This is a genomic window from Microbacterium sp. ABR10 (assembly GCF_057812175.1).
On record NZ_CM173821.1, the window covers coordinates 3,006,760 to 3,028,518 of the forward strand.

The window sequence follows — 21,759 nt, forward strand, 5'->3', positions numbered from 1 at the left end:
ACCCCGGCCGGGGCCGAGCGTCAGAGAGTGCGGAGAGCGGCGGCCACGCCGCCCTCGGTCACCGACAGACCCACCTCGCCCGCGGCCGCGTGCACCTCGGGCGGACCCTGGTGCATGGCGATTGCGCGCCCGCCATTGCGCACGGCCCACTGCATCATCTCGATGTCGTTGCGGCCGTCACCCATCACCAGCACCTGGTGGGGCGCGATGTCGAGCCAGGTGCGCACGCGTTCGAGCGCGGTCGACTTGTCGACGCCCTGCGGGGCGATGTCGAGCCAGGCGGTCCACCCGATGGCGTAGGACACCTGGCTCAGGCCGATGCGCTCGACGAGCTCGAGGAAGTCCTGATCGGTCTGTTCGGGGGCGACGACCACGACGCGGCAGACCGGCTGACCCGACAGCTCGTCGAAGGTCACCTTGTTGGCACCCTGGAGGTTCCAGTCATCGAGGTAGTCGGTGAACAGACGCGAACCATCGGGCAGTTCGACGAGGAAGTGCGCCCCGGCGAGGTGCTCGCCGAGAAGCGTCAGCACCTCGGTCGGATCGAAGGTTTCGACGTGCGCTCGCTCGTACTCCCCGGCATCCGGGTCTCCGACCCGGCGCATGATGATGGCCCCGTTCGAGCACACCGCGTACTCGGGACGGATGCCGAGGCGCGCCATGATCGTGTGGGTGCTGTCCCAACTGCGGCCGGTGGCGAGCATGACCTCGTGCCCCGCCTCGCCGGCATCCGCCACGGCGTCGACCACGCCGGGACTCAGCGTGTCGTCTTCGAGCAGGACGGTGCCGTCGATGTCGAGAGCGATCAGCATCCGCCCGACGGGGGCGTCGTCGGCCAACGCGGCGACGACATCGGCCGCCTCCTGCCGCGGCGCGCTCTCGACGGCGCCGGTGTCGGGGAGAGCCGCCTCGTCGCTCACGCGACCGGCTCCATGACCTCGAGTCCACCCAGGTACGGCCGCAACACCTCGGGCACCATGACCGACCCGTCTTCGCGCTGGTGCGTCTCGAGCAGGGCGACGATCCAGCGGGTCGTCGCGAGCGTGCCGTTCAAGGTCGCGACGGGCTGGGTCTTGCCCCCACCCTCGGGCCGGAACCGGGTCTCGAGACGACGCGCCTGATAGGTCGTGCAGTTCGACGTGCTGGTGAGTTCGCGGTAGGCGTCTTGTGTGGGCACCCACGCCTCGATGTCGAACTTGCGCGCGGCGCTGGAGCCCAGATCGCCGGCGGCGACGTCGATCACGCGGTACGCGAGGCCGAGGTCTTGCAGCATGGCCTCTTGCATCGCGACCAGGCGGTCGTGCTCGGCCTCGGCCTCGGCCGGGTCGGTGTAGACGAACATCTCGAGCTTGTTGAACTGGTGCACGCGGATGATGCCGCGGGTGTCCTTGCCATACGAGCCCGCCTCGCTGCGGTAACAGGTGGACCAGCCGGCGTAGCGCTTCGGCCCCCGCTCGAAGTCGAGGATCTCGTCCATGTGGTAGCCGGCGAGCGGGACCTCGCTCGTGCCCACCAGATAAAGGTCTTCCTTCGGCAGGTGATACACCTCGTCGGCGTGCTGGCCGAGGAAGCCGGTGCCGCGCATGACCTCGGGCCGCACGAGGGTCGGCGGGATCATCGGGGTGAACCCGGCCTGCAGTGCCCGGTCGAGCGCGAGGGTCATGAGCGCGAGTTCGAGGCGGGCGCCGATGCCGGTGAGGAAGTAGAACCGGCTTCCCGACACCTTCGTGCCGCGCTCCATGTCGATGGCGCCCAGCTTCTCGCCGATCTCTAGGTGATCGCGCGGCTCGAAGTCGTACTCGGGGATCTCGCCGTGGGTGCGGAGGGTGACGAAGTTCTCTTCGCCGCCCGCGGGCACGCCGTCGATCACGATGTTCTCGATCTTCGCGAGCGCCGCCTCGGCGGCCGCTTCGGCCTCACCGACGGCGTGCTGCGCCGCCTTGACCTGCTCGCTGAGCTGTTTGGCCTCGGCCACGAGGGCCGCCTTCTCGTCTTTCGGTGCTTGCGCGACGCGCTTGCCGTGCGCGTTCTGCGCGGCACGGAGCTCTTCGAAGTCCGTGATGGCCTTGCGGCGACGGCGGTCGGCGTAGAGCGCGTCGTCGACCGACGCGGGCGATTCCCCACGGGCGATCTGGGAGCGCTTCACGAGCTCGGGATCTTCACGCAGCAGAGTCAGGTCGATCACGCGTCCATCCTAGGGTCGGCATCCGGCATCGCCCCCTGCGCGCCGGGCCATGAACGCGCGGCGCGGCCGCGGAACGATCGCCCCGGTCCGCGGGACGCATGCGTCTCCGGCATCCGCCCGTCAAGCCCGACCGCTCGGCCGGTCGCGCGAGGAGCGCGGTCCTAGGGTGGATGCCATGGCCGCCCCTGACGCGTCGCGTGACGACGCGGAATCCCCCGAGAACCTCCCCGCCGATGCCCCCGACGGGGTGAAGGCGGATGCCGCCGCGGCCGAGGGATCGAGTGAGCACTTCGACGCGGCGCGCCTCGGCGACGACGTCGCCGACCATCCCCGCAAAGACGCGCCGCGTCCGAAGGACGCGGCCGAGCCCGACGACGTCATCCACCAGCCCGAGGATGTGCCGCCGGACACCTCGGACGAGAGCTCCGGCGAGGCCCAGCGCGTCTCGGCGGACGGCGACGAGGCCCCCATCGACGCCGAGCCCACCACGAAGAAGCGTGCCGCGCTGATCTACAACCCCACCAAGGTCGAGCCTGAGCAGCTGCGTGCACGCATGGCCGAGATGGCCGCCGCGGCGGGCTGGGCCGAGCCTCTGTTCTACGAGACGACCGTCGACGATCTCGGCGACGACTCGACGCGCGCCGCCCTCGAGGAGAAGGTGGATGCCGTTGTCGTGGCCGGCGGCGACGGCACGGTTCGCGCGGTGGCCGAGGCGCTGACCTCCTCGGGCGTCCCCCTCACGATCGTGCCGAGCGGCACCGGGAACCTGCTCGCCCGCAACCTGAACCTTCCGCTGAGCGACACGGACGCGATGATCCGCGCCACCTTCGACGGCGACATCCTCCCCATCGACACCGGACTCGCCCGCATCCGTCGGGCCGACGGCGAGATCGAGGAGCACGGGTTCTCGGTCATGGCCGGCATCGGTCTCGACGCCGCGATGATCCAGAACACGCGTGACGACCTGAAGAAGCAGGTCGGCTGGGTCGCATACGTCGACGGAGCGGCGCGGTCGCTCGTCTCGGCGAAGCCCTTCCGCGTCATGTACCAGCTCAACGGACACCGCCTGCACTCGGCGAAGGTGCAGAGCGTGCTGTTCGCGAACTGCGGCGCCCTGCAGGGCGGCGTGGCGCTGATCCCCGACGCCTCCGTCGCCGACGGCCGACTCGACGTGGCCATCCTCCAGCCGAGCGGCGTGCTGGGCTGGTTGGGTGTCTGGCGGAGCATCGTGTGGGACAACTCCGTGCTGCGCAAGTTCCGCGCGGGCCGCCGCGTGCTCGAACGCCGTAAGGACACCTCTGTGCGCTACCTGCGCGGCACGGGCATCGAGTTGGCGACATCCCCCGCGCAGCCGATCGAGCTGGACGGCGACGAGTTCGGCGAAGCGACGCGCGTCTACACCCGCATCGTCCCCGGTGGTCTCTCGGTCGCGCTGCCGAAGGGGCACGACGTCTCCTCGCTCTGACGCAGTCGCCCTCCGGGGCGCACGTGCCCGCGCGCGAGAGTGCCTGCGTTCGCCGAGCCCGTATGCCCTGCGCGTCGATCGCCCACGTGTTCGGCAACCGGGTGCGGTTTCGACGCCCATCGCGGCGGGGCGCCGCGGGGCGGGGCGCCGCGGGGCGGGGCGGGGCGGGCGGGTGTCAAGCCCGAAGCGGCGGATGCCGTGGTCGATAGCGTCGGAGGATGCCTTCGCCCTCGATCGTGTGGTTCCGTGACGATCTCCGTCTCACCGACAATCCGGCCCTGCGCGCGGCGCTCGACCGCGACGAGCCGATCGTGGCGTTGTACATCCTCGACGAGGAATCAGACGGGGTGCGCCTGATCGGCGGGGCGGCGCGGTGGTGGCTGCACGGGTCTCTGGCATCCCTCGCCGCACGCCTCGATGAACGGGGCTCCACGCTCGTGCTGCGCCGAGGCAGGGCGTCCGAGGTGGTGCCCGCCGTGGTCGAGGAGCTGGACGCCGGCGCCGTGTTCTGGAACCGGCGTTACGGCGGGGTCGAGCGCGAGATCGACGCCGGGCTCAAGGAGAAGCTGCGGAACGACGGCGTGACGGTCGCGTCGTTCGCCGCCAACCTGCTCTACGAGCCGTGGACCGTGCGGACGCAGACCGGCAACCCGTACGGCGTCTACAGCCCCTTCGCGCGCGCCGTGCAGAAGCTTCCCGCGCCGCGACCGCCCCTGCCGGAGGCGCGGAAGATCCCCGGCTTCGACGGCCGCGTCGACGGCGACGACCTCGGCGCGTGGGACCTGCTGCCGACGAAGCCCGACTGGGCCGGAGGCCTGCGGGAGACGTGGGAACCGGGCGAACCCGCGGCCAAGGCGCGCCTCAAGGAATTCCTCGACGACGACCTCGGCGACTATTCGACCTATCGTGACGAGTTCGCCGGCGGCGCGACCTCGAACCTCTCCCCGCGGCTGCGATGGGGAGAACTGAGCCCGTACCAGGTCTGGCACGACACCCTCGAGCACAAGGGATCGGGAGAGCACGCGAAGAGCGCGGGCGGGTTCCTCTCCGAGCTCGTCTGGCGGGAGTTCGCGTGGCACGTGACCTACCACTCCCCCGACATCGCGACCGCGAACTGGCGGCGGAACTTCGACGCCTTCCCCTGGCCGGAGCTGAACCGCGCACACCTGGAGACGTGGCAGCAGGGCAAGACCGGCGTCGCCGTGGTGGATGCCGGTATGCGTCAGCTCTGGCACACCGGCGTCATGCACAACCGGGTGCGCATGGTCACGGCATCCTTCCTCATCAAGAACCTGCTCATCGACTGGCGCCATGGCGAGCAGTGGTTCTGGGATTGCCTGGTGGACGCGGATGCCGCGAGCAACCCGTTCAACTGGCAGTGGGTCGCGGGGTCCGGTGCGGATGCCGCCCCGTACTTCCGCGTGTTCAACCCGGAGACGCAGCGCAAGAAGTTCGACTCGCACGATCGGTACGTGCGCGAGTGGGCGCCCGAGTACCTCGACGAGAACCCGCCGGAGCCGATGGTCGATCTCGGCGAGACGCGCAAGCGCGCGCTCGACGCCTACGCGCAGGTGCGTCACGGCGGCTGAACGCCGTCTCGCGCACGCGGCGGCGGGGGCCGTCGGTGCGCGCGGAGTCGAGCGCTGCAGTGGGCGGGCCGGGCTGATCGTCACCGCGAGGTCCGCCGCGGGTGGCGACACCCGAACACGCGAAAAGGGCGCCACCTCTCGGCGACGCCCCTCTCGGAACGAATGTCAGTTGACGCGGTTGTCTTCGACCGTGTCCTCGTCCGCGTCGTCGCCGGGGATGAAGACGTCGACCACGGTCACGTTGATCTCGGCGACCTTCATGCCCACGAGTTCGGTGATGGCCTGGTGCACGGCCGCGCGGACGTTCGACGCCACCCGCTGCAGCTGCTCGGGGTAGTCGACCTGGATCGAGATGTCGGCGGCGACCTCGGTCTCGCCCACCTCGACGCTCACGCCCTGCGCGTGGTCCTTCGCACCGACGGCCTGGCGGATGTTGCCGATGACGCGGGCGGCGCCGCCACCGAGGGCGTGGACGCCGGGAACCTCAGCCGCGGCGATGCCGGCGACCTTGGCGACGACGGCGTCGACGATGACGGTCGAGCCGCCGTCCTTCAAGGAGGTGGTGGGGGTGGCGGTGGTGGTGTTCTGGGCCATGTTCGCTTCCTTCCGTCGTACCGGGACCGTGTGTCCCGCGATGTCATAAGTGAGACGCGCGCGGAGCGCGGTTCGTCACGGCTTTTTCCTGGGAGAAGCCTGAAGATGGATGCCCCGCCGTCCCGGCCGGGGATCCGCGGAATATCGAGACGGCTCGTCACGTTCCCCTGAAGGTGAACGATGCGATCCCCTCCCTCTCCGTTCTCGACCTCGTTCCCGTGCGACACGGGCAGACCAGTGCGCAGGCGGTGAGCGACGCCCTCGACCTCGTCGAGCGGGCCGAGCACCTCGGCTACCGCCGCTACTGGTTCGCCGAGCACCACAACATGCCCTCGGTGGCATCCACCACTCCCCCCGTTCTGATCGCCGCCGCGGCCGCGCGAACCTCGCGCATCCGCGTCGGCTCGGGCGGGGTCATGCTGCCGAACCACTCGCCTCTCATCGTCGCCGAGCAGTTCGCCGCCCTCGAGGCGCTCGCCCCGGCCCGGATCGACCTTGGCATCGGGCGCGCGCCCGGGAGCGATCCGGTCATCACGCAGCTGCTCAACCGCTCGGGCACGACCAGCGACGTCTCGCGTTTCCCCGACCACGTGACCGACATCATGGCGCTCACCTCTCCCGAGGGCGCGACCGTGCGTTTCACCTCCGGCACCGAGTACCAGGTGAAGGCGACGCCCGCGGCATCCGGGACACCTCAGGTGTGGCTGCTCGGGTCCAGTGACTACTCCGCCCAGCTCGCCGCGAGCTTCGGCCTGCCCTACGTCTTCGCGAACCACTTCTCGGGCGAAGGCCTCGACCACGCCCTGCGGCTGTACCGCGACCAGTTCGTTCCCAACGAGTCGGGCGAGGGCCCACGCACGTTCGTCACCGCGAACGTCGTCGCCGCCCCGACCGCAGAAGAAGCCGAAGAGCGGGCTCTACCGCAGCTGCGCATGATGGCGCGCCTGCGCACCAACCGCCCGATGGTGCCGCTGGAGACGATCGAGCAGGCTCAGGCCGAGCCGTTCGACGCCATGGCCGACTCGCTGATGGCCTCGACGCGCAGCAAGTGGTTCGTCGGCACGGGCGACGACGTTCAGGGTCAGCTCGCCGCCTTCGCCGCGCAGCACGGCGTCGACGAGATCATGGTGTCGCCGGTTGCCGGGGCGTACGACGGCGAGGGCTCCGAGGGTCGCGTCCAGACGTTGGAGCTCCTCGCGGCGAAGGCGGCCGTCGCGGCCTGACGCTCACGGAGGGGACCCCGGTCTCTTCGACAGGCTGAGGGACCTCGCATCGACAGGTGCGGGGACCCTTGCGCGGGACGAAGCCGAGTCAGGCCTCGGGCTCGCCGCTCAGGAGGCCGCGCAGCCAGTCGCGCGCCTCGACGAACACGTCGTCGCTGTAGCGCTGGGGGTAGCGCACGATCGCGCGGTCGGCGCGGGCGTACGAGCCCAGGAAGATGACCTTGGGGCTGAATCGGCGAAGCCCCAGCAGCGCGTCCGCCATGCGCTCGTCGAGCACGTGACCGTCGGCGTCGATGACGAAGCGGTAGCGGCCGAGGGCATCGCCGATGGGACGGGATGCCAACAGGCTGAGGTTGATGCCACGGGTGGCGAACTGCTCGAGCAGCTCCAGAAGGGCGCCCGGGTGGTCCTCGGGCAGCTCGACGATGAGGGAGGTCTTGTCGGCGCCCGTGGGAGGCGCCGGGGCGACGGTGCGACTGACGAGAACGAAGCGCGTCACCGCGTTGGGGTTGTCGCCGATGTTCTCGGCCAGCACGGTGAGGTCGTGGTGGGCGACGATGCCGGGGGCGGCGATCGCGGCATCCGCGGCGCTCGTGCCGTCGAGCACGCCCAGGGCGCTTGCGACGTTGCTCTCGGCGGGCAGATGAGCGTGGGCGGGGACGTTCTCGCTCAGCCAGCCGAGGCACTGCCCGTAGGCGACGGGGTGCGCGGCGACGAGGGAGACGCCGTCGAGCGTCGCACCGGGGCGGCCCACCAGCACGAAGTTCACCGGCACGAGGTACTCGCCGACGATGCGGAGCCCCGGCACGGTGGCGAGCGCGTCCTGCGCGGTCGAGACGCCTCCGTCGACGGAGTTCTCGATCGCGATCATCGCGGCATCCGATCGCCCTTCGACGACGTCGGCGAGCGCCTCGCCGACGTTCCGCACGGGCCGCCAGATCTGATCGCGGGCCTCGGGAACCTGGGCGAGCGCCGCCTCGGTGAAGGTTCCCGCCGGTCCCAGGTAGCTGTAGGTACGGCGGGCGGGCGGGTGTTCCGTGTCGGGCAGCACCGGCTCAGCCTAGTGCGCCGGGGCCCGGACGCCGCCGCCCTCCCGGCGATGTCGACGGAGCACTCAGAAGGCTTGCTCGATCCAGGCGTCTCCCGAGACGCGCTCGCCGAGGAAGGTGCCCGTCGGTTCGGCGGTGCCCTCGTAGATCGGGGCGCCGCTGGCGGAGAACTCCTGGTCCTGAAGCCGCGTCGACACGAGGATGTCGGCGTCGAACGACGGGATCTCCACGCGGAATCGTTGCGCGTAGCTGTTGCCCGTCGAGGGGCTCGTCCACAGCTCGCCGACCGGGGTGATGGTACTGGCGACGTAGAAGGTCTCGCCGTCCGGGTCCTGGATCGTCGCGAACGCGTCGACCGAGACGTCGATCTCGGGCTTGTAGCCCTCCCCGATCATGCCGGCCGTCGACATGGTGTACCCGTTGTCGAGCTGGATGTCCTGCAGCAGCCACCGCACGCGGGTGTCCGCAGAGTTGCCGCCGAAGTATCCGTACTCGTGGTCCATCCAGGTCGTGCCGGTAACGGCGTGCGTCTCGCCCCCGAAACGGACGGTGCCGGATGCCTTCAGCCGGGTGAACGAGAAGTAGTAGTTGTCCTTCTGCAGACTCTGCGTCTTCGCGCTCGGTTCCACGCCCGTGCCGAAGATGAACATCGGACGGCCCTGCTGCGACAGCGTCAGGTCGAACTCGACCTCGTCGAGTGTCTTGGCATCCTGCAGGACCGCCGTCACCGAGATGTCGCGCGTCGGATCCGCCTGGGGCGCCGTCATGACGACGGAATGGCGCACAGCCACGGCGGTAGCTCCCGAGCCCCCGCCGCCGACGAGGGTCACGGTCGGTGTTGTCGTGTATCCCGAACCCGGTCTGAGCAGGATGATCTGGGTCACTCCGCCCTTGTCGTCGAGGATGGCGATGGCGGAGGCCCCGGTGCCATCGCCCTCGAAGTGGACGGACGGTGCTTCGGTGTAGCCGGAGCCCGTGTCGGTGACGCTGAACCCGCCGACGAGCCACTCAGGATCGCCCAGTCGCGCGTACCACTGCTTCGACGGGTCGCCCTCGGCCCAGGTGTCGACGTCGAACACCCCGAACGGCTTGGGTCCGTATACCTGCGTGCGCTCGTAGTGGCGGCCTCCCTGCACGTCGCTGAGCGAGATCTGCGACATCCCGAAATGCTGGCCGTTGAAGGACGCGGCGTTGATGTCGAAGCCGAACACGCGGTCGCCGGCCCGGAGGGTCCCGATGTGCCACCACCATTCGGTGGGCGCACCGGCGTGCCGGTACATGTCCTTCGGCAGGCTCAGCACGACGTTCTGCTCGGGCACCGGGGCAGGCTTGGTCGTCCCCCGCCAGAGCGGATTGTCGGGAACGGGGACCGACGGCGCGGTCACGGCGCTGGGCTTCTTCTTCACGATCGCCGCGATCGCCGCCACGACAAGTCCGATCCCGACCAAGCGGGTCCTCCACGACACACGTCCCATGGTCGGAGTGTAGTGACGGCGGGTGTCGAGCGGGGTGCCGGTTCGCCGCGGCTCGCTCCGGCCGGCGGAGGAGATTCGGCGAGCGGAGGACCCCGCGGCCGAATCCATCCTCCGCCCACGGAATCTCCTCCGCTCCCGCGGGCGCCAGCCCCGCACCGAGCGACGGATTCGCGCAGAATGCGACGCGGCGTATGCGCATGTCGTATGCAGCGGGCAGACTGGGCGCATGAGCAGTCGCGCAGGGCAGCCCGCAGAGGCATCCGATCTCATCGACATCGACGAACTGATCTCGGCGTACTACGACCGCAAACCGGATGCCGCGGTGCCCGAGCAGCGCGTCGCGTTCGGTACCAGCGGTCACCGAGGGTCGTCGCTGAGCACCAGCTTCAACGAGGACCACATCCTCGCCACGACGCAGGCCATCGTCGACTACCGCGCCGCGCAGGGGATCACGGGGCCGCTCTTCCTCGGTCGCGACACCCACGGTCTGTCGCTGCCCGCAGAGCGCAGTGCCGTCGAGGTGCTGGTCGCGAACGGCGTCGACGTGCGCGTCGACTCCCGCGACGCCTGGGTGCCGACTCCGGCGCTCAGCCACGCCATCTTGACGTACAACAAGGGGCGCTCGCTCGACGACGCCGGTCGCGCCGACGGCATCGTCGTCACCCCCTCGCACAACCCGCCGCGCGACGGCGGCTTCAAGTACAACCCGCCTCACGGTGGGCCCGCCGACACCGACGCGACCGGATGGATCGCCGACCGCGCGAACGAACTCATCGCCGCCGGCCTCGCGGGTGTGAACCGCACGCCGCAGACCGAGATCGACCTCGAGAACCTCGGCCAGTATGACTTCCGTGACGCGTATGTGCGCGACCTGGCATCCATCATCGACGTGGATGCCATCAAGGACGCCGGCGTGCGCATCGGCGCCGACCCGCTGGGCGGAGCGTCGGTGGAGTACTGGGCGCTCATCGCCGAGGTGTACGGCCTCGATCTGACGGTCGTGAACCCCGAGGTCGACCCGACGTGGAAGTTCATGACGCTCGACTGGGACGAGAAGATCCGGATGGATCCCTCCTCGCCGTCGGCCATGGCCTCGCTGGTCGCCGCGCGCGACGAGTACGACATCCTCACGGGCAACGACGCCGACGCCGACCGCCACGGCATCGTCACCCCCGACGCGGGGCTGATGAACCCCAACCACTACCTCGCCGTCGCGATCGACTACCTGTTCTCTCACCGCGAGGGATGGCCGACGGATGCCGCGATCGGCAAAACCCTCGTGTCGTCGATGATCATCGATCGCGTCGCCGCTTCGCTCGGCAAGACGCTGCTGGAGGTTCCGGTCGGCTTCAAGTGGTTCGTGCCGGGGCTCCTCGACGGCTCAGTCGCGTTCGGCGGCGAGGAATCCGCCGGTGCGTCGTTCCTGCGCAAGGACGGTTCCGTCTGGACCACCGACAAAGACGGCATCCTGCTCTGTCTCCTCGCGGCCGAGATCCTCGCCGTCACCGGCAAGACTCCCTCGCAGCGCTACGCCGAACTCGAGGCGGAGTTCGGCGCCTCGGCCTACCAGCGCGTCGACGCGGCGGCGACGCCCGCGCAGAAGTCGGCTCTGTCGAAGCTGTCTCCGGATGCCGTCTCGGCCACCGAGCTCGCGGGCGAGACGATCACCGCGAAGCTGTCTCACGCGCCCGGCAACGGCGCCGCGATCGGCGGCCTGAAGGTGCAGACCGAGTCGGCCTGGTTCGCCGCCCGTCCCTCGGGCACCGAAGACGTGTACAAGCTGTACGCCGAGTCGCTGCGCGGCGAGGAGCACCTGCGCGAGGTACAGGAAGAGGCGCGCGCGGTCGTATCGGCCGCCCTCGGCCAAGCCTGACGTTTCGTCCGACGCGGCGTCGCCCTCCGGGGCGGCGCCGCTTTCGCGTGCGGGTGCCTGAGCGGTGCGTCGGTGCGGCGTCTGCGGCGGGGTCCCCGCATCCATAAACGCCATCCGTGCGCATAAACACGGTGACGCCGCGTTTATGCGCAGGAATCGCGTTTACGCGTGATCGTCGAGGGACGGCGAGCGCCCGGCAGCATGCGGCGGCCCGGAGAGGGGCGGGGCCCGGCGGAGGGCGGGGCCTCGCGAGCGGCGGAACCCGCGGGGCGGGGGCGGCGGGGTCCCGGCATCCATAAACGCCATCCGTGCGCATAAACACGGTGACGCCGCGTTTATGCGCAGGAATCGCGTTTACGCGTGATCGTCGAGGGACGACGAGCGCCCGGCAGCATGCGGCGGCCCGGAGAGGGGCGGGGCCCGGCGGAGGGCGGGGCCTCGCGAGCGGCGGAACCCGCGGGGCGGGGGCGGCGGGGTCCCGGCATCCATAAACGCCATCCGTGCGCATAAACACGGTGACGCCGCGTTTATGCGCAGGAATCGCGTTTACGCGTGATCGGCGAGGGACGGCGAGCGCCCGGCAGCATGCGGCGGCCCGGAGGAGGCGGCCCGGAGGGAGCGGCCCGGAGAGGGGTGGCCCGGAGGGAGCGGCCCGGAGAGGGGTGGCCCGGAGGGAGCGGCCCGGAGGGGGGCGGAACGCTCGGGGACGGCGGGAGGCCGTTCGACGGGGAGACGGATGCCGCGGCCCCGGCGCTCAGGGGAGCGTCGGGGCCGTGGCGTCAGGCTAACGCCGGCTCAGAAGGCCGGGATCACGCGGGGGCGAAGGTCTTCGCGTCGATGACGAAGCGGTAGCGCACGTCGCTGTTGAGAACGCGCTCGTAGGCCTCGTTGATCTGGTCGGCCGAGATGAGCTCGGTTTCGGGGGCGATGCCGTGCTCGGCGCAGAAGTCGAGCATCTCCTGGGTCTCGCGGATGCCACCGATCGACGACCCGGCGAAGGAACGACGGTTCGTGAAGAGTGTGAAGACCTGGATGGGCAGGGGCTCCGGCGGGGCGCCGACGTTGACCATCGTGCCGTTGAGCGTGAGCAGCCCGAGGTACTGCTTGAGCTCGAGCGGCGCACTCACGGTGTTGACGATGAGGTCGAAGGTGTTCTTCAGCGTGGTGAAGGTCTCTTCGTCCTTCGTCGCGTAGTAGTGGTCGGCGCCCATCTTCAGGCCGTCGTCCTTCTTGCCCAGCGTCTGCGAGAGCACGGTGACCTCGGCGCCCATGGCGTGGGCGATCTTGACGGCCATGTGTCCGAGCCCACCGAGACCGACCACGGCGACCTTCTTGCCGGGGCCGGCGTTCCAGTGGTTCAGCGGCGAGTAGGTCGTGATCCCGGCGCACAGCAGCGGAGCCGCCTTCTCGTAGGGGATCGACTCGGGGACGCGCAACACGAAGTGCTCATCGACGACGATCTTCTCGGAGTAGCCGCCCTGGGTGATCGAGCCGTCGACGTCTTTACCGGCGTACGTGCCGATGTTGCCCTTCTCGCAGTACTGCTCCTCGCCGGCGAGGCAGTTGTCGCACTCGCGGCAGGAGTTGACCATGCAGCCGACGCCGACACGATCGCCGACCTTGTGGCTGGTGACGTCGGAGCCGACCTCGGCGACCGTACCGACGATCTCGTGGCCGACGGTGAGGGGGTAGGGCACGTCGCCCCACTCGCCGCGGATGGTGTGGATGTCGGAGTGGCAGATGCCGGCGTAGGCGATGTCGATGAGGACATCCTTCGGGCCGACGTCACGACGCTCGATCGTCGTGGGTTCGAGGGGTGAGGTCGCGGACGACGCCGCGTAGGCGTTGACGTGCATGGTTCTCCTGTGGGGATCGATTCAGAGGAATCCATCCTCTGTCACAGCTCGTCTCGGATGGGGACCCTTGACGGATGCCGAAAGGGGCGGCGAACCCGTCGCCGCCCCTTCCGTCATCGAATTACTTGCAGGTGGCGGCCGGGATGGCCGTCGTGGCGGTCGCGGGTGTGCCGTTCACGGTCGAGGTGACCGTCGCGGTCCCGGCGGTGATCGACGTCTGGCGCGTGCTGAACGTCGCCGACGCGCGCTTCCCGGGCTCGACGGCGCCGACGTTCTTCGCCCCGTAGGGGGTGTCGATCCGCACGTCGGCGCGGGTGGCGCCGTTGTTCTGCACCGTCACCGCGACGACGACCTTCCCTGCTACGCACCGCGACGACGCGGTCGCGGCGACGGTCGCGGCCGGGACGCGTGTCACGGTCACGGTGTAGGTGCGCTCCGCACCGTTCGGAGCGGTCACTCGCACGGTTCCGACACCGTTGGCGTCGGCGGGCTGGGTGATCCGCACCACGGCATCCTTGTCCACCGCCTGTGCGTTCAGCGTGGGCCACGCGTCTCCCACGACCGTGGTCGTGTAGTCGGCGCGCGCCGGGTCGAACCCGTCGACGGCGTCGACCCCCAGGGTCAATCGCGCAAGATCGGCGATGCCCGCCGACGACGGCGCCGCGGCGAAGATCTCGACCTCGGAGACGACCATGTGAGTCTGCGACCGCGCGTTCATCACGACCCGCACCTCGTCGGCGGCGACGCCTCCCAGCGACACCTCCACCTTCGGCGCACCCGTCGCAGGTGCCGGGACGGTCTGCAGTGTGCCCTGCGTCCAGGCTCCGCCCGCGGTGCGGTAGTCCACGCGCAGGGTGTCAGCCCAGCTCGTCCCACCGTCGCGGTAGAACTGCACGGCCACGCGCTTGACCGTCTCGGTGCTGGAGAGACCGTACGTCAGGGTGTCCTGGGTGTTCTTCGTGCCCGAGCGCCAGTTCGACCAGCCCTTGTCCGCGCTCTGACCGTTGATGGTGCGGTCGATCGGGTAGCCGCTCTCGGTGAAGGTCGCCGACGGCCGGCTCTGCGGTGCGACGTTGCGCTCGACGGCATCCGTCACGATCACCGTCAACCGCGCGGGCAGATTCTCGCCACCCGGGCCGGTCGCGGTGCCGCTCACGACCACGGTGCCCGCCGTCGCGAACGCCGCGTCGGTCAGGTCGCCCCAGGCCCAGGTGACGGGTGTCCAGAAGCCCGCGCCGTCGGCGCGCACCTCGCCTTGCACGTCCTTCGGCGCCAGCGCCTTCACGCTCGAGAGCGCGCTGCCCGCGGCGACCGTCAGCGAGATGGGTCGGGCTGCCGTGTAGGCGCCGACCTCCACGGTGGCGGTGGCCTCGACGGCAGCCCCGAAGATGTCGGTGCCGGTGCCACGGACCGTCACGGTGCCGGCCTTGGACCAGTCCTTACCCTCGAGCTGCCAGGTGACGGGGACCGCGCGGACGGTCTTGCCGGCGTAGCTGGCGGCGACCGTGGTGGGCAGGGTGGGTGCGGTGCCGACCGGGGTGCTCACCGTGACCGGCTCGACACCGAGCACCGCGGTGCCCGACAGGCGCCACAGCTGGTTGCTACCGCCGTTCGACGTCCACAGGCCCACGCGGGTCTCGGGCTGGGAGCTGGCGCCGTTGACGTCGAGCACGCGCTCGCCCCCGACGCTCAGCAACGAGTAGGTCGCTCCATCGGTGGTCGACGCCATCCACTGCAGGTTCGGGTCGGAGGCCGCGGCGGTCGGGTCGGAATCCACCAGGGTGGTTCCGCCGTTCGAGACCGCGAGGTATTGCCCGGCCGCGTTCTCGAGCGTGAAGCGGTGGCGGTTGGTCCCCTCGCCGCTGAGCGAACGCACCGTCCAGGCCTGCGTCTTCGCCGCGGCCGCTGTGGTGGCGAGCGGGCGGATGGCCAGCGAGGCGCCTCCGTCGAGAGCGAGGCCGCTCTGCACGCCCGTCAGCTGCACGGACTGCCCGTTGCGGAAGCTCGCAGCGGTGTCGGCGGTTCCCGAAACGCCGTCGATCACGAATGTGGTGACCGACCGCGCCGGAACGGTGAGCAGCGCCGTCTTCGTCGCGGGGTTCACGGTCACGGGCGCACCCTGCTTGAGGGCGTTGACCGTGGGGTTCTCGAGCGTGGACTGCGTCGTGACGATGGGCGTCACGGTGGCATTCGCCGGCACGGTGCCGAAGTCGTTCAGGTCGATCTCGACGGTACGCTCGGCGTTCTCCGTGTTCACGTGCACCACGGTCGCGCCCGTGCCGTCGGCGTCGATCGCCGCGGTGGACTGCGAGTTGGAGCTGGCGACCAGTCGGTCGCCGGGCTCGATGAAGTGCGTGAAGTTGCGGACGGTGTTGAACTTCTCGTTCGTCAGCACCTTGCAGCTCGGGTCGGCGTCGCCGTCCTTCAGACGGCGCTCGGAGTTGCCTTCGGCGTTGCAGTCGAAGTCGATGAAGACACTGCCCCAGTTGAGCTTCTCGACCTTCTCCATGTTGTAGAGGTCTTCGACCGGCTGCCAGAACACCCAGGCGTCGGGCTCCAGCTCGCGCAGGTCTCCGACGATGTGCTCCGCCATGCCGAGACCGTTGCCGATGTCCACGGGATTGAATCCCTGACCGGGGGTCCAGTTGCCCTCGACCTCGCTCATCCACAGCGGTTTGTCGGCGGCTTTGGCGATGTCACGGACGACCTGGCGTCCACCGGTGCCGTAGGTGTGCACGTTGAGCTGCTCGACGGCGGACTTCGCCGCAGGCGTCCAGGCGTTCCAGTTGGTGGCGAAGATGCCCGGGTTCGTCTCGTCCATGGCCGAGATGACGGCATCGGTCGTCGTGTCGGGATCGGCCAGCCGCGCGGCGAGAACCTTGATCATCTCGTCCTGGCGCTGCGGTCCGATGTGCGCGCCCTCCTGGCGGCTGGCACTGGTGGGCCAGGTCTGCCCTGCGGGGATGTTCGTCGACCAGTAGTTGGTGTTCGGCTCGTTGAACGGGTCGATCGTGTCGAACTGGATGCCGTGCTCTTTCTCGAGCTCGTCGACGACGGTGGTCAGATACCCGGCGAACTTGTCCATGTCGGCGGTGGCGAGCTGCTCGCTGGTGGCGTTGTTGATGCCGCCCGAGACGTAGCCGCTCTGGGTGAGGAAGTAGGGCGGCGAGTTGCTGAAGGCCTCCCAGTGGGTGATCTTGCCCTTCAGCGCATCGATCCACCAGCGCTGGGCGGAGTCGGCCGAGAAGTCGTAGTGGGTCGGGTCGTCGGGGTTCCACGCGGCCTTGTAGCGCTCGCGGTCGGCGAAGGTCGAGGTGATCGCGCCTTGGCCGTCGGTGGCGGGCAGCTGGGGGTTCCAGAAACCAGGCACCGCGCCGCCGGGGCGAAGGTACGACGGCACGTCGGTCGCGTTGCCGCCGCCGATGTTGTACCGGGCGATGTTGAGGTTCAGGCCGTTCTCGCCGAAGACGGCGTCGAAGAGCTTCTGCCGCACGTCGGCGGGGTAGTTGCCGGTGGCGTTGGCGAACCACACCAGGCTCGTCCCCCACCCCTCGAACGGCTCGGATGCCGTCGCGGGGTTAGGTGCGATGCGCACGGGGGCGGTGGCGGCGTGGCTCTCGTCGGGCGCCGACACGACGGCACCCGCCGTGAGGGCGCCAGCGGTCAAGGCCACGGCGCACGTCATCGACAACAGTCGAGGTGACTTCATCGTCATTTCCGATCCGGCCGCTTCGATGCGGCCTCGTGGGGGAGTGTTGACGTCAACATAGGACGTCTAGCGCGAGCTTAGCCGAGGCTCGTGAGCGCACACAAGGTCCAGCGGTGCGTCCCTCGACCGTGATCGACCGCGGCGTGGCGTACGGCGGACGCCCCGACATGACGAAGCCGTCACGAGGCCGCCCCCGCTATGCGGACGGAAACTCAGCGAGGACCGGAGCTCTCGCGGACGACGAGCGACGTCGGCACGAGTGTGCGGGCGTGGTCGCCGCCCGTGCTCTCGATGTCGGCGATCAGGGCCTTCATCGCCTCTTCACCCACGCGTTCGAACCGCTGACGCACCGTGGTGAGCGGGGGCCAGAAGTTGGCCGCCTCAGGCATGTCGTCGAAGCCGACGACGCTGACCTCGCCGGGCACGCGGCGCCCCGCCTCATGAAGGGCTCGGATGACGCCGAGCGCCATCTGGTCGTTCGCCGCGAACACCGCGGTCACCTCGGGTCGCACCGCCAGCGCCGCACCGATGCGGTGGCCGGAGTCGGCCGTCCAGTCGCCGATCTGCACCTCGGGCGCCCGGCATCCGCGGTCCTCGAGGGCCGCGCGCCAGGCGTCGCGGCGACGCTCCGCGGCGAAGGACTCCAGCGGACCCGACACGTGCCACACCGTCTCGTGGCCGAGGTCGAGCAGGTGCTCGGTCGCGAGCCGCGCCCCCTGCGCCTGGTCGTTGTCGACGACGGCGTAGGGGTAGTCGGCGCTGGAATCGACGACGACGACCGGAAGGCCGGACGGGATCGCGAGCTCGTTCTCGCCGAGGCGGTGCGTCTCGATCAGGATGACGATGCCGTCGACAGCGTGCTCGCGCAGGCGCAGGAACGCGCCCGACACGTCAGACTGCGAGGCGGACTGCACCGTGATGAGAGTGATGGAGTACCCGGATGCCGCCGCCATCGACGCCAACGCGTCGAGTGTGCGGGTGTTGCCGTAGGAGCCCAACGAGAACATGATGACGCCGATGCTGCGGAAGCGCCCCGAGCGGAGAGCACGGGCGGCACTGTTGGGACGGTAGCCCAGGTGCGTCATCGCATCGAGCACGCGCTGGCGCGTGGCAGGATCGACGTTCGAGCGCCCGTTCGCCACGCGCGAAACCGTCTGCCCCGACACCCCCGCGGCCGCCGCGACGTCGGCCATCGACACCTCGCGCCGGCGTTCACGCGTCGGGATCACGGTCGACGCCGTCGTCGTCTCGCTCATGTCTGCCCCCTCGGGATGTTGACGTTGACACCTTAGCTGAGTGGGGTTATGTTTACGTCAACATCTCGGCCACCCGGACCGAATGCGCACCAACGAAGAGGCACTGGACGATGACGACCACAGCGGCACCCCCGCCCGCCCTGCGCACCCCGCGGCGCAAGCGGCGCACACGCATCGACGATCGCGGCTGGCTGTTCGTCGCCCCGTTCGCCGTCGTTTTCGCGCTCGTCTTTCTCGCGCCGCTCGTGTACTCGATCTACCTCAGCCTCTTCCGTGAGCAGCTGATCGGCGGCAACGCCTTCGTCGGACTCGAGAACTACGTCGCGGCCTTCCAAGACGAGAAGTTCTGGGACGGCCTCATCCGCGTCTCGATCTTCCTCGTGGTGCAGGTGCCGATCATGCTGATCCTCGCCCTCGGCGCCGCGCTCGCCATCGACAGTGCACGCCTCCACGCGTCGAACTTCTACCGCATCGTGATCTTCCTGCCCTACGCCGTGCCCGCGGTCGTGGCGGTGCTCATGTGGGGCTACATCTACGGCGATCAGTTCGGTCTGGCCGGCAACGTCAACCAGCTGCTCGGCTCCGAGGTTCTACAGCCGTTCATCCCCCAGTGGATGCTCCTGTCGATCGGCAACATCGTCACGTGGCAGTTCGTCGGCTACAACATGCTCATCTTCTACTCGTCGCTGAAGACGATCCCCGGCGAGCTGTACGAAGCGGCATCCATCGACGGAGCGGGCGCCTGGCGCACCATCTTCTCGATCAAGATCCCCGCCGTCCGCGGAGCCGTGGTGATCGCCACGATCTTCTCGATCATCGGCAGCTTCCAGCTCTTCAATGAGCCGAACATCCTCAAGCCCCTGGCCCCGAACACGATCTCGACGTTCTTCACGCCGAACATGTACGCCTACAACCTCTCGTTCGCGGGCCAGCAGTACAACTACGCCGCGACGATCGCCATCATCATGGGTCTGATCACCGCGATCATCGCTTACGTCGTGCAGCTGCGCGGCTCACGTCAGGAGGCGCGATGACCACCGCGACCGCACCCCGCACCGACACCGTCGCGGTGACCACCGACCGCTCGCGCGGGCGCCGGTCCTTCGCGCACACATCGCCGACGCACACCCGCCGCTCGGTCGTGCTGACCATCGTCATGAGCCTCTACCTCGTGTACACGCTCCTGCCGCTGGCCTGGCTGCTCATCAATGCCACCAAGACGCAGCCCGATCTGTTCTCGTCGTTCGGCCTGTGGTTCGGCGACAGCTTCGCCCTCGGCGACAACATCGTGCAGACATTCACGTACCGAGACGGCATCTTCCTTCGCTGGCTCGGCAACACCTTGCTCTACGTCGTGGTGGGCGCCGGCGGCGCGACCTTCCTCGCGACCCTGGCCGGCTACGGCCTGGCGAAGTACAACTTCCGCGGACGCAAGGCGGTCTTCGCCATCGTCCTCGGTGCCATCGCCGTGCCGGGCACCGCGCTCGCGGTGCCGACCTTCCTGCTGTTCAGCCAACTGGGCCTGACCAACACCCCGTGGGCGATCATCATCCCCTCGCTCATCAGCCCCTTCGGGCTCTACCTGGTCTGGGTGTACGCGACCGACGCCATCCCCACCGAGCTGCTCGAGGCCGCACGCATGGACGGTGCGGGCGAGTTCCGCACGTTCTTCACGATCTCGATCCGTCTGCTCACGCCGGGCATCGTGACCGTGCTGCTGTTCGCCGTGGTGGCAACGTGGAACAACTACTTCCTGCCCCTCATCATGCTGAGCAACCCCGAGTGGTATCCGCTCACCGTCGGCCTCAACCAGTGGAACGCCCAGGCCGTCGGCGTCGGTGCCCAGCCCATCTACAACCTCGTCATCACCGGTTCGCTGCTGTCGATCATCCCGATCGTCGCCGCGTTCCTCGTGCTGCAGCGCTTCTGGCAATCGGGCCTCAGCGCCGGCAGCGTCAAGCAGTGATCACCCGAACTTCCCCCTGATCGGGGCGTCAGCCCCACCACCCGAAATACCCGGAGCGTCCTGCCCCGGTTTCACAACCCACCCTCACCGGAGCGTTCCGCCCCGGCATCCACAACAACGAAGTAGAGGAACCCGATGACAATCATGCGCAAGGGCACCGCCTTCCGGCGGACCGTCTTCGCCGTCGCCGCCGCCGCTCTGTCGGTCGGCGCGCTCACCGCCTGCTCCGGTGGCAACACCGACGGCACCACGGGCGGCGGCTCGGCCGACGACATCGAGGCTGCCCTCGAAGCCGGCGGCGAGATCACGTACTGGTCGTGGACCCCCTCGGCCGAGGCCCAGGTCGCCGCGTTCCAGGCGAAGTACCCGAACGTCAAGGTGAACCTGGTCAACGCCGGCACCAACACCGAGGAGTACACCAAGCTCCAGAACGCGATCAAGGCCGGCTCGGGTGCCCCCGACGTCGTGCAGATCGAGTACTACGCGTTCCCGCAGTTCGCGCTGTCGGAGTCGCTCCTCGACCTCGCCCCGTACGGCTTCGGCGACCTCGAGAGCGCCTACGCGAGCGGCCCGTGGGGTTCGGTCGACTTCGACGGCAAGATCTACGGCCTGCCGCAGGACTCCGGCCCCATGGCCCTGTTCTACAACAAGAGCGTCTTCGACCAGTACGGCATCGCCGTGCCCACCACCTGGGACGAGTACTACGACGCCGCGCAGAAGCTGCACGCCGCCGACCCGACGAAGTACATCACCGCCGACACCGGCGACTCCGGATTCACCACCAGCATGATCTGGCAGGCCGGCGGCACTCCGTTCTCGGCCGAGGGCACCGATGTCACCATCGACCTGCAGGACGACGGCTCGAAGAAGTTCGCCGAGAACTGGAACCGTCTCATCGAGGGCGATCTGCTCTCGACGACCCCCAGCTGGAGCGACGAGTGGTTCAAGGGCCTCGGCGACGGGTCGATCGCCTCGCTCGTGATCGGCGCCTGGATGCCCGGTGTGCTCGAGAGCTCGGTCGAAGACGGTGCGGGCAAGTGGGCCGTGGCGCCCATCCCGACCTACGACGGACAGCCCGCGACCTCTGAGAACGGCGGCGGCGGCCAGGCCGTGACCAAGCAGAGCAAGAACCCCGCCCTCGCGGCCGGCTTCCTCAAGTGGCTGAACAACGACGAGGAGAGCCTGCAGATCTTCGCCGAGTCGGGTGGCTTCCCCTCCACGACCGCGCAGCTGAGCGACCCCGCCTTCGTCGACAAGGAATCGGAGTACTTCGGCGGCCAGCAGATCAACCAGGTGCTGACCGAGGCGTCGAGTGACGTCGTCGAGGGCTTCAGCTACCTGCCGTTCCAGGTCTACGCCAACAGCATCTACGGCGACACCGTGGGTCAGGCGTACGCCAACAAGAGCGACCTCAACGCGGGCCTGACCGCGTGGCAGGACCAGCTCGTGCAGTACGGCAACGACCAGGGCTTCTCGGTCAACAAGTAACCCGCACCATCGGGGCGGGCCGCAGCGTACG

At 69.2% G+C, this 21,759-nt stretch carries 15 protein-coding genes; 7 read left to right on the forward strand and 8 right to left on the reverse strand.

Annotated features, from left to right (window positions below):
- Nucleotides 1-20 precede the first annotated feature (20 nt).
- Together ACXKZF_RS13995 and serS are read right to left on the reverse strand one after the other, a co-directional pair.
- Nucleotides 21-920: an HAD family hydrolase gene (locus ACXKZF_RS13995; protein WP_243223582.1), complete on the reverse strand. Its 900-nt coding sequence runs from the start codon at nucleotides 918-920 to the stop codon at nucleotides 21-23.
- The gene (serS, locus tag ACXKZF_RS14000; protein ID WP_488984595.1) at nucleotides 917-2,185 is read right to left on the reverse strand and encodes a serine--tRNA ligase; all 1,269 of its coding nucleotides are present in this window, start codon (nucleotides 2,183-2,185) and stop codon (nucleotides 917-919) included. The genes ACXKZF_RS13995 and serS overlap by 4 nt, the downstream gene beginning before the upstream one ends.
- A 175-nt stretch (nucleotides 2,186-2,360) precedes the next feature.
- On the opposite strand from serS, the gene ACXKZF_RS14005 reads away from it, so the two are divergent.
- Both ACXKZF_RS14005 and ACXKZF_RS14010 read left to right on the forward strand, forming a co-directional pair.
- Nucleotides 2,361-3,650: a diacylglycerol kinase family protein gene (locus ACXKZF_RS14005; protein WP_082484762.1), complete on the forward strand. Its 1,290-nt coding sequence runs from the start codon at nucleotides 2,361-2,363 to the stop codon at nucleotides 3,648-3,650.
- A gap of 218 nt (nucleotides 3,651-3,868) precedes the next feature.
- Nucleotides 3,869-5,239, forward strand: a complete 1,371-nt coding sequence (locus ACXKZF_RS14010) for a cryptochrome/photolyase family protein (RefSeq protein ID WP_243223584.1) — start codon at nucleotides 3,869-3,871, stop codon at nucleotides 5,237-5,239.
- Nucleotides 5,240-5,404: 165 nt separating this feature from the next.
- On the opposite strand, the gene ACXKZF_RS14015 is transcribed toward ACXKZF_RS14010, so the two are convergent.
- A complete protein-coding gene (locus tag ACXKZF_RS14015) occupies nucleotides 5,405-5,833 on the reverse strand; it encodes an Asp23/Gls24 family envelope stress response protein (protein WP_488984596.1) in 429 nt (142 codons plus the stop codon).
- A 173-nt stretch (nucleotides 5,834-6,006) separates the two neighbouring features.
- On the opposite strand from ACXKZF_RS14015, the gene ACXKZF_RS14020 reads away from it, so the two are divergent.
- Nucleotides 6,007-7,056, forward strand: a complete 1,050-nt coding sequence (locus ACXKZF_RS14020; protein ID WP_488984597.1) for an LLM class flavin-dependent oxidoreductase — start codon at nucleotides 6,007-6,009, stop codon at nucleotides 7,054-7,056.
- A gap of 88 nt (nucleotides 7,057-7,144) precedes the next feature.
- Here the strand turns inward: ACXKZF_RS14020 and pheA are convergent, their stop codons facing one another.
- A complete protein-coding gene (gene pheA, locus ACXKZF_RS14025) occupies nucleotides 7,145-8,107 on the reverse strand; it encodes a prephenate dehydratase (RefSeq protein ID WP_055951385.1) in 963 nt (320 codons plus the stop codon).
- Between the two features lie 63 nt (nucleotides 8,108-8,170).
- Nucleotides 8,171-9,580 (reverse strand): lipocalin-like domain-containing protein, encoded by a 1,410-nt coding sequence (locus tag ACXKZF_RS14030; protein ID WP_162240794.1) that lies wholly within the window; start codon nucleotides 9,578-9,580, stop codon nucleotides 8,171-8,173.
- A gap of 226 nt (nucleotides 9,581-9,806) precedes the next feature.
- Here ACXKZF_RS14030 and pgm point away from each other — a divergent pair, with 226 nt between their 5' ends.
- Entirely contained in the window at nucleotides 9,807-11,453 is a 1,647-nt protein-coding gene (gene pgm, locus ACXKZF_RS14035) for a phosphoglucomutase (alpha-D-glucose-1,6-bisphosphate-dependent) (RefSeq protein ID WP_243223587.1), read from the forward strand.
- A gap of 809 nt (nucleotides 11,454-12,262) precedes the next feature.
- Here pgm and ACXKZF_RS14040 read toward each other — a convergent pair.
- The 3 genes from ACXKZF_RS14040 to ACXKZF_RS14050 all read right to left on the reverse strand — a co-directional run bounded on the left by ACXKZF_RS14040 (nucleotide 12,263) and on the right by ACXKZF_RS14050 (nucleotide 18,274).
- Nucleotides 12,263-13,309 (reverse strand): NAD(P)-dependent alcohol dehydrogenase, encoded by a 1,047-nt coding sequence (locus ACXKZF_RS14040; protein WP_243223588.1) that lies wholly within the window; start codon nucleotides 13,307-13,309, stop codon nucleotides 12,263-12,265.
- 121 nt (nucleotides 13,310-13,430) lie between these two features.
- Nucleotides 13,431-17,018, reverse strand: a complete 3,588-nt coding sequence (locus ACXKZF_RS14045) for an RICIN domain-containing protein (protein ID WP_488984598.1) — start codon at nucleotides 17,016-17,018, stop codon at nucleotides 13,431-13,433.
- Nucleotides 17,019-17,230: 212 nt separating this feature from the next.
- Nucleotides 17,231-18,274, reverse strand: coding sequence for a LacI family DNA-binding transcriptional regulator (locus ACXKZF_RS14050; RefSeq protein ID WP_055951400.1), 1,044 nt, complete (start codon nucleotides 18,272-18,274; stop codon nucleotides 17,231-17,233).
- Nucleotides 18,275-18,384: 110 nt separating this feature from the next.
- On the opposite strand from ACXKZF_RS14050, the gene ACXKZF_RS14055 reads away from it, so the two are divergent.
- The 3 genes from ACXKZF_RS14055 to ACXKZF_RS14065 all read left to right on the forward strand — a co-directional run bounded on the left by ACXKZF_RS14055 (nucleotide 18,385) and on the right by ACXKZF_RS14065 (nucleotide 21,728).
- A complete protein-coding gene (locus ACXKZF_RS14055; RefSeq protein ID WP_243223590.1) occupies nucleotides 18,385-19,308 on the forward strand; it encodes a carbohydrate ABC transporter permease in 924 nt (307 codons plus the stop codon).
- Between the two features lie 122 nt (nucleotides 19,309-19,430).
- A complete protein-coding gene (locus ACXKZF_RS14060; protein ID WP_055953234.1) occupies nucleotides 19,431-20,240 on the forward strand; it encodes a carbohydrate ABC transporter permease in 810 nt (269 codons plus the stop codon).
- A 135-nt stretch (nucleotides 20,241-20,375) separates the two neighbouring features.
- A complete protein-coding gene (locus ACXKZF_RS14065) occupies nucleotides 20,376-21,728 on the forward strand; it encodes an ABC transporter substrate-binding protein (RefSeq protein WP_156459071.1) in 1,353 nt (450 codons plus the stop codon).
- Nucleotides 21,729-21,759: the final 31 nt, after the last annotated feature.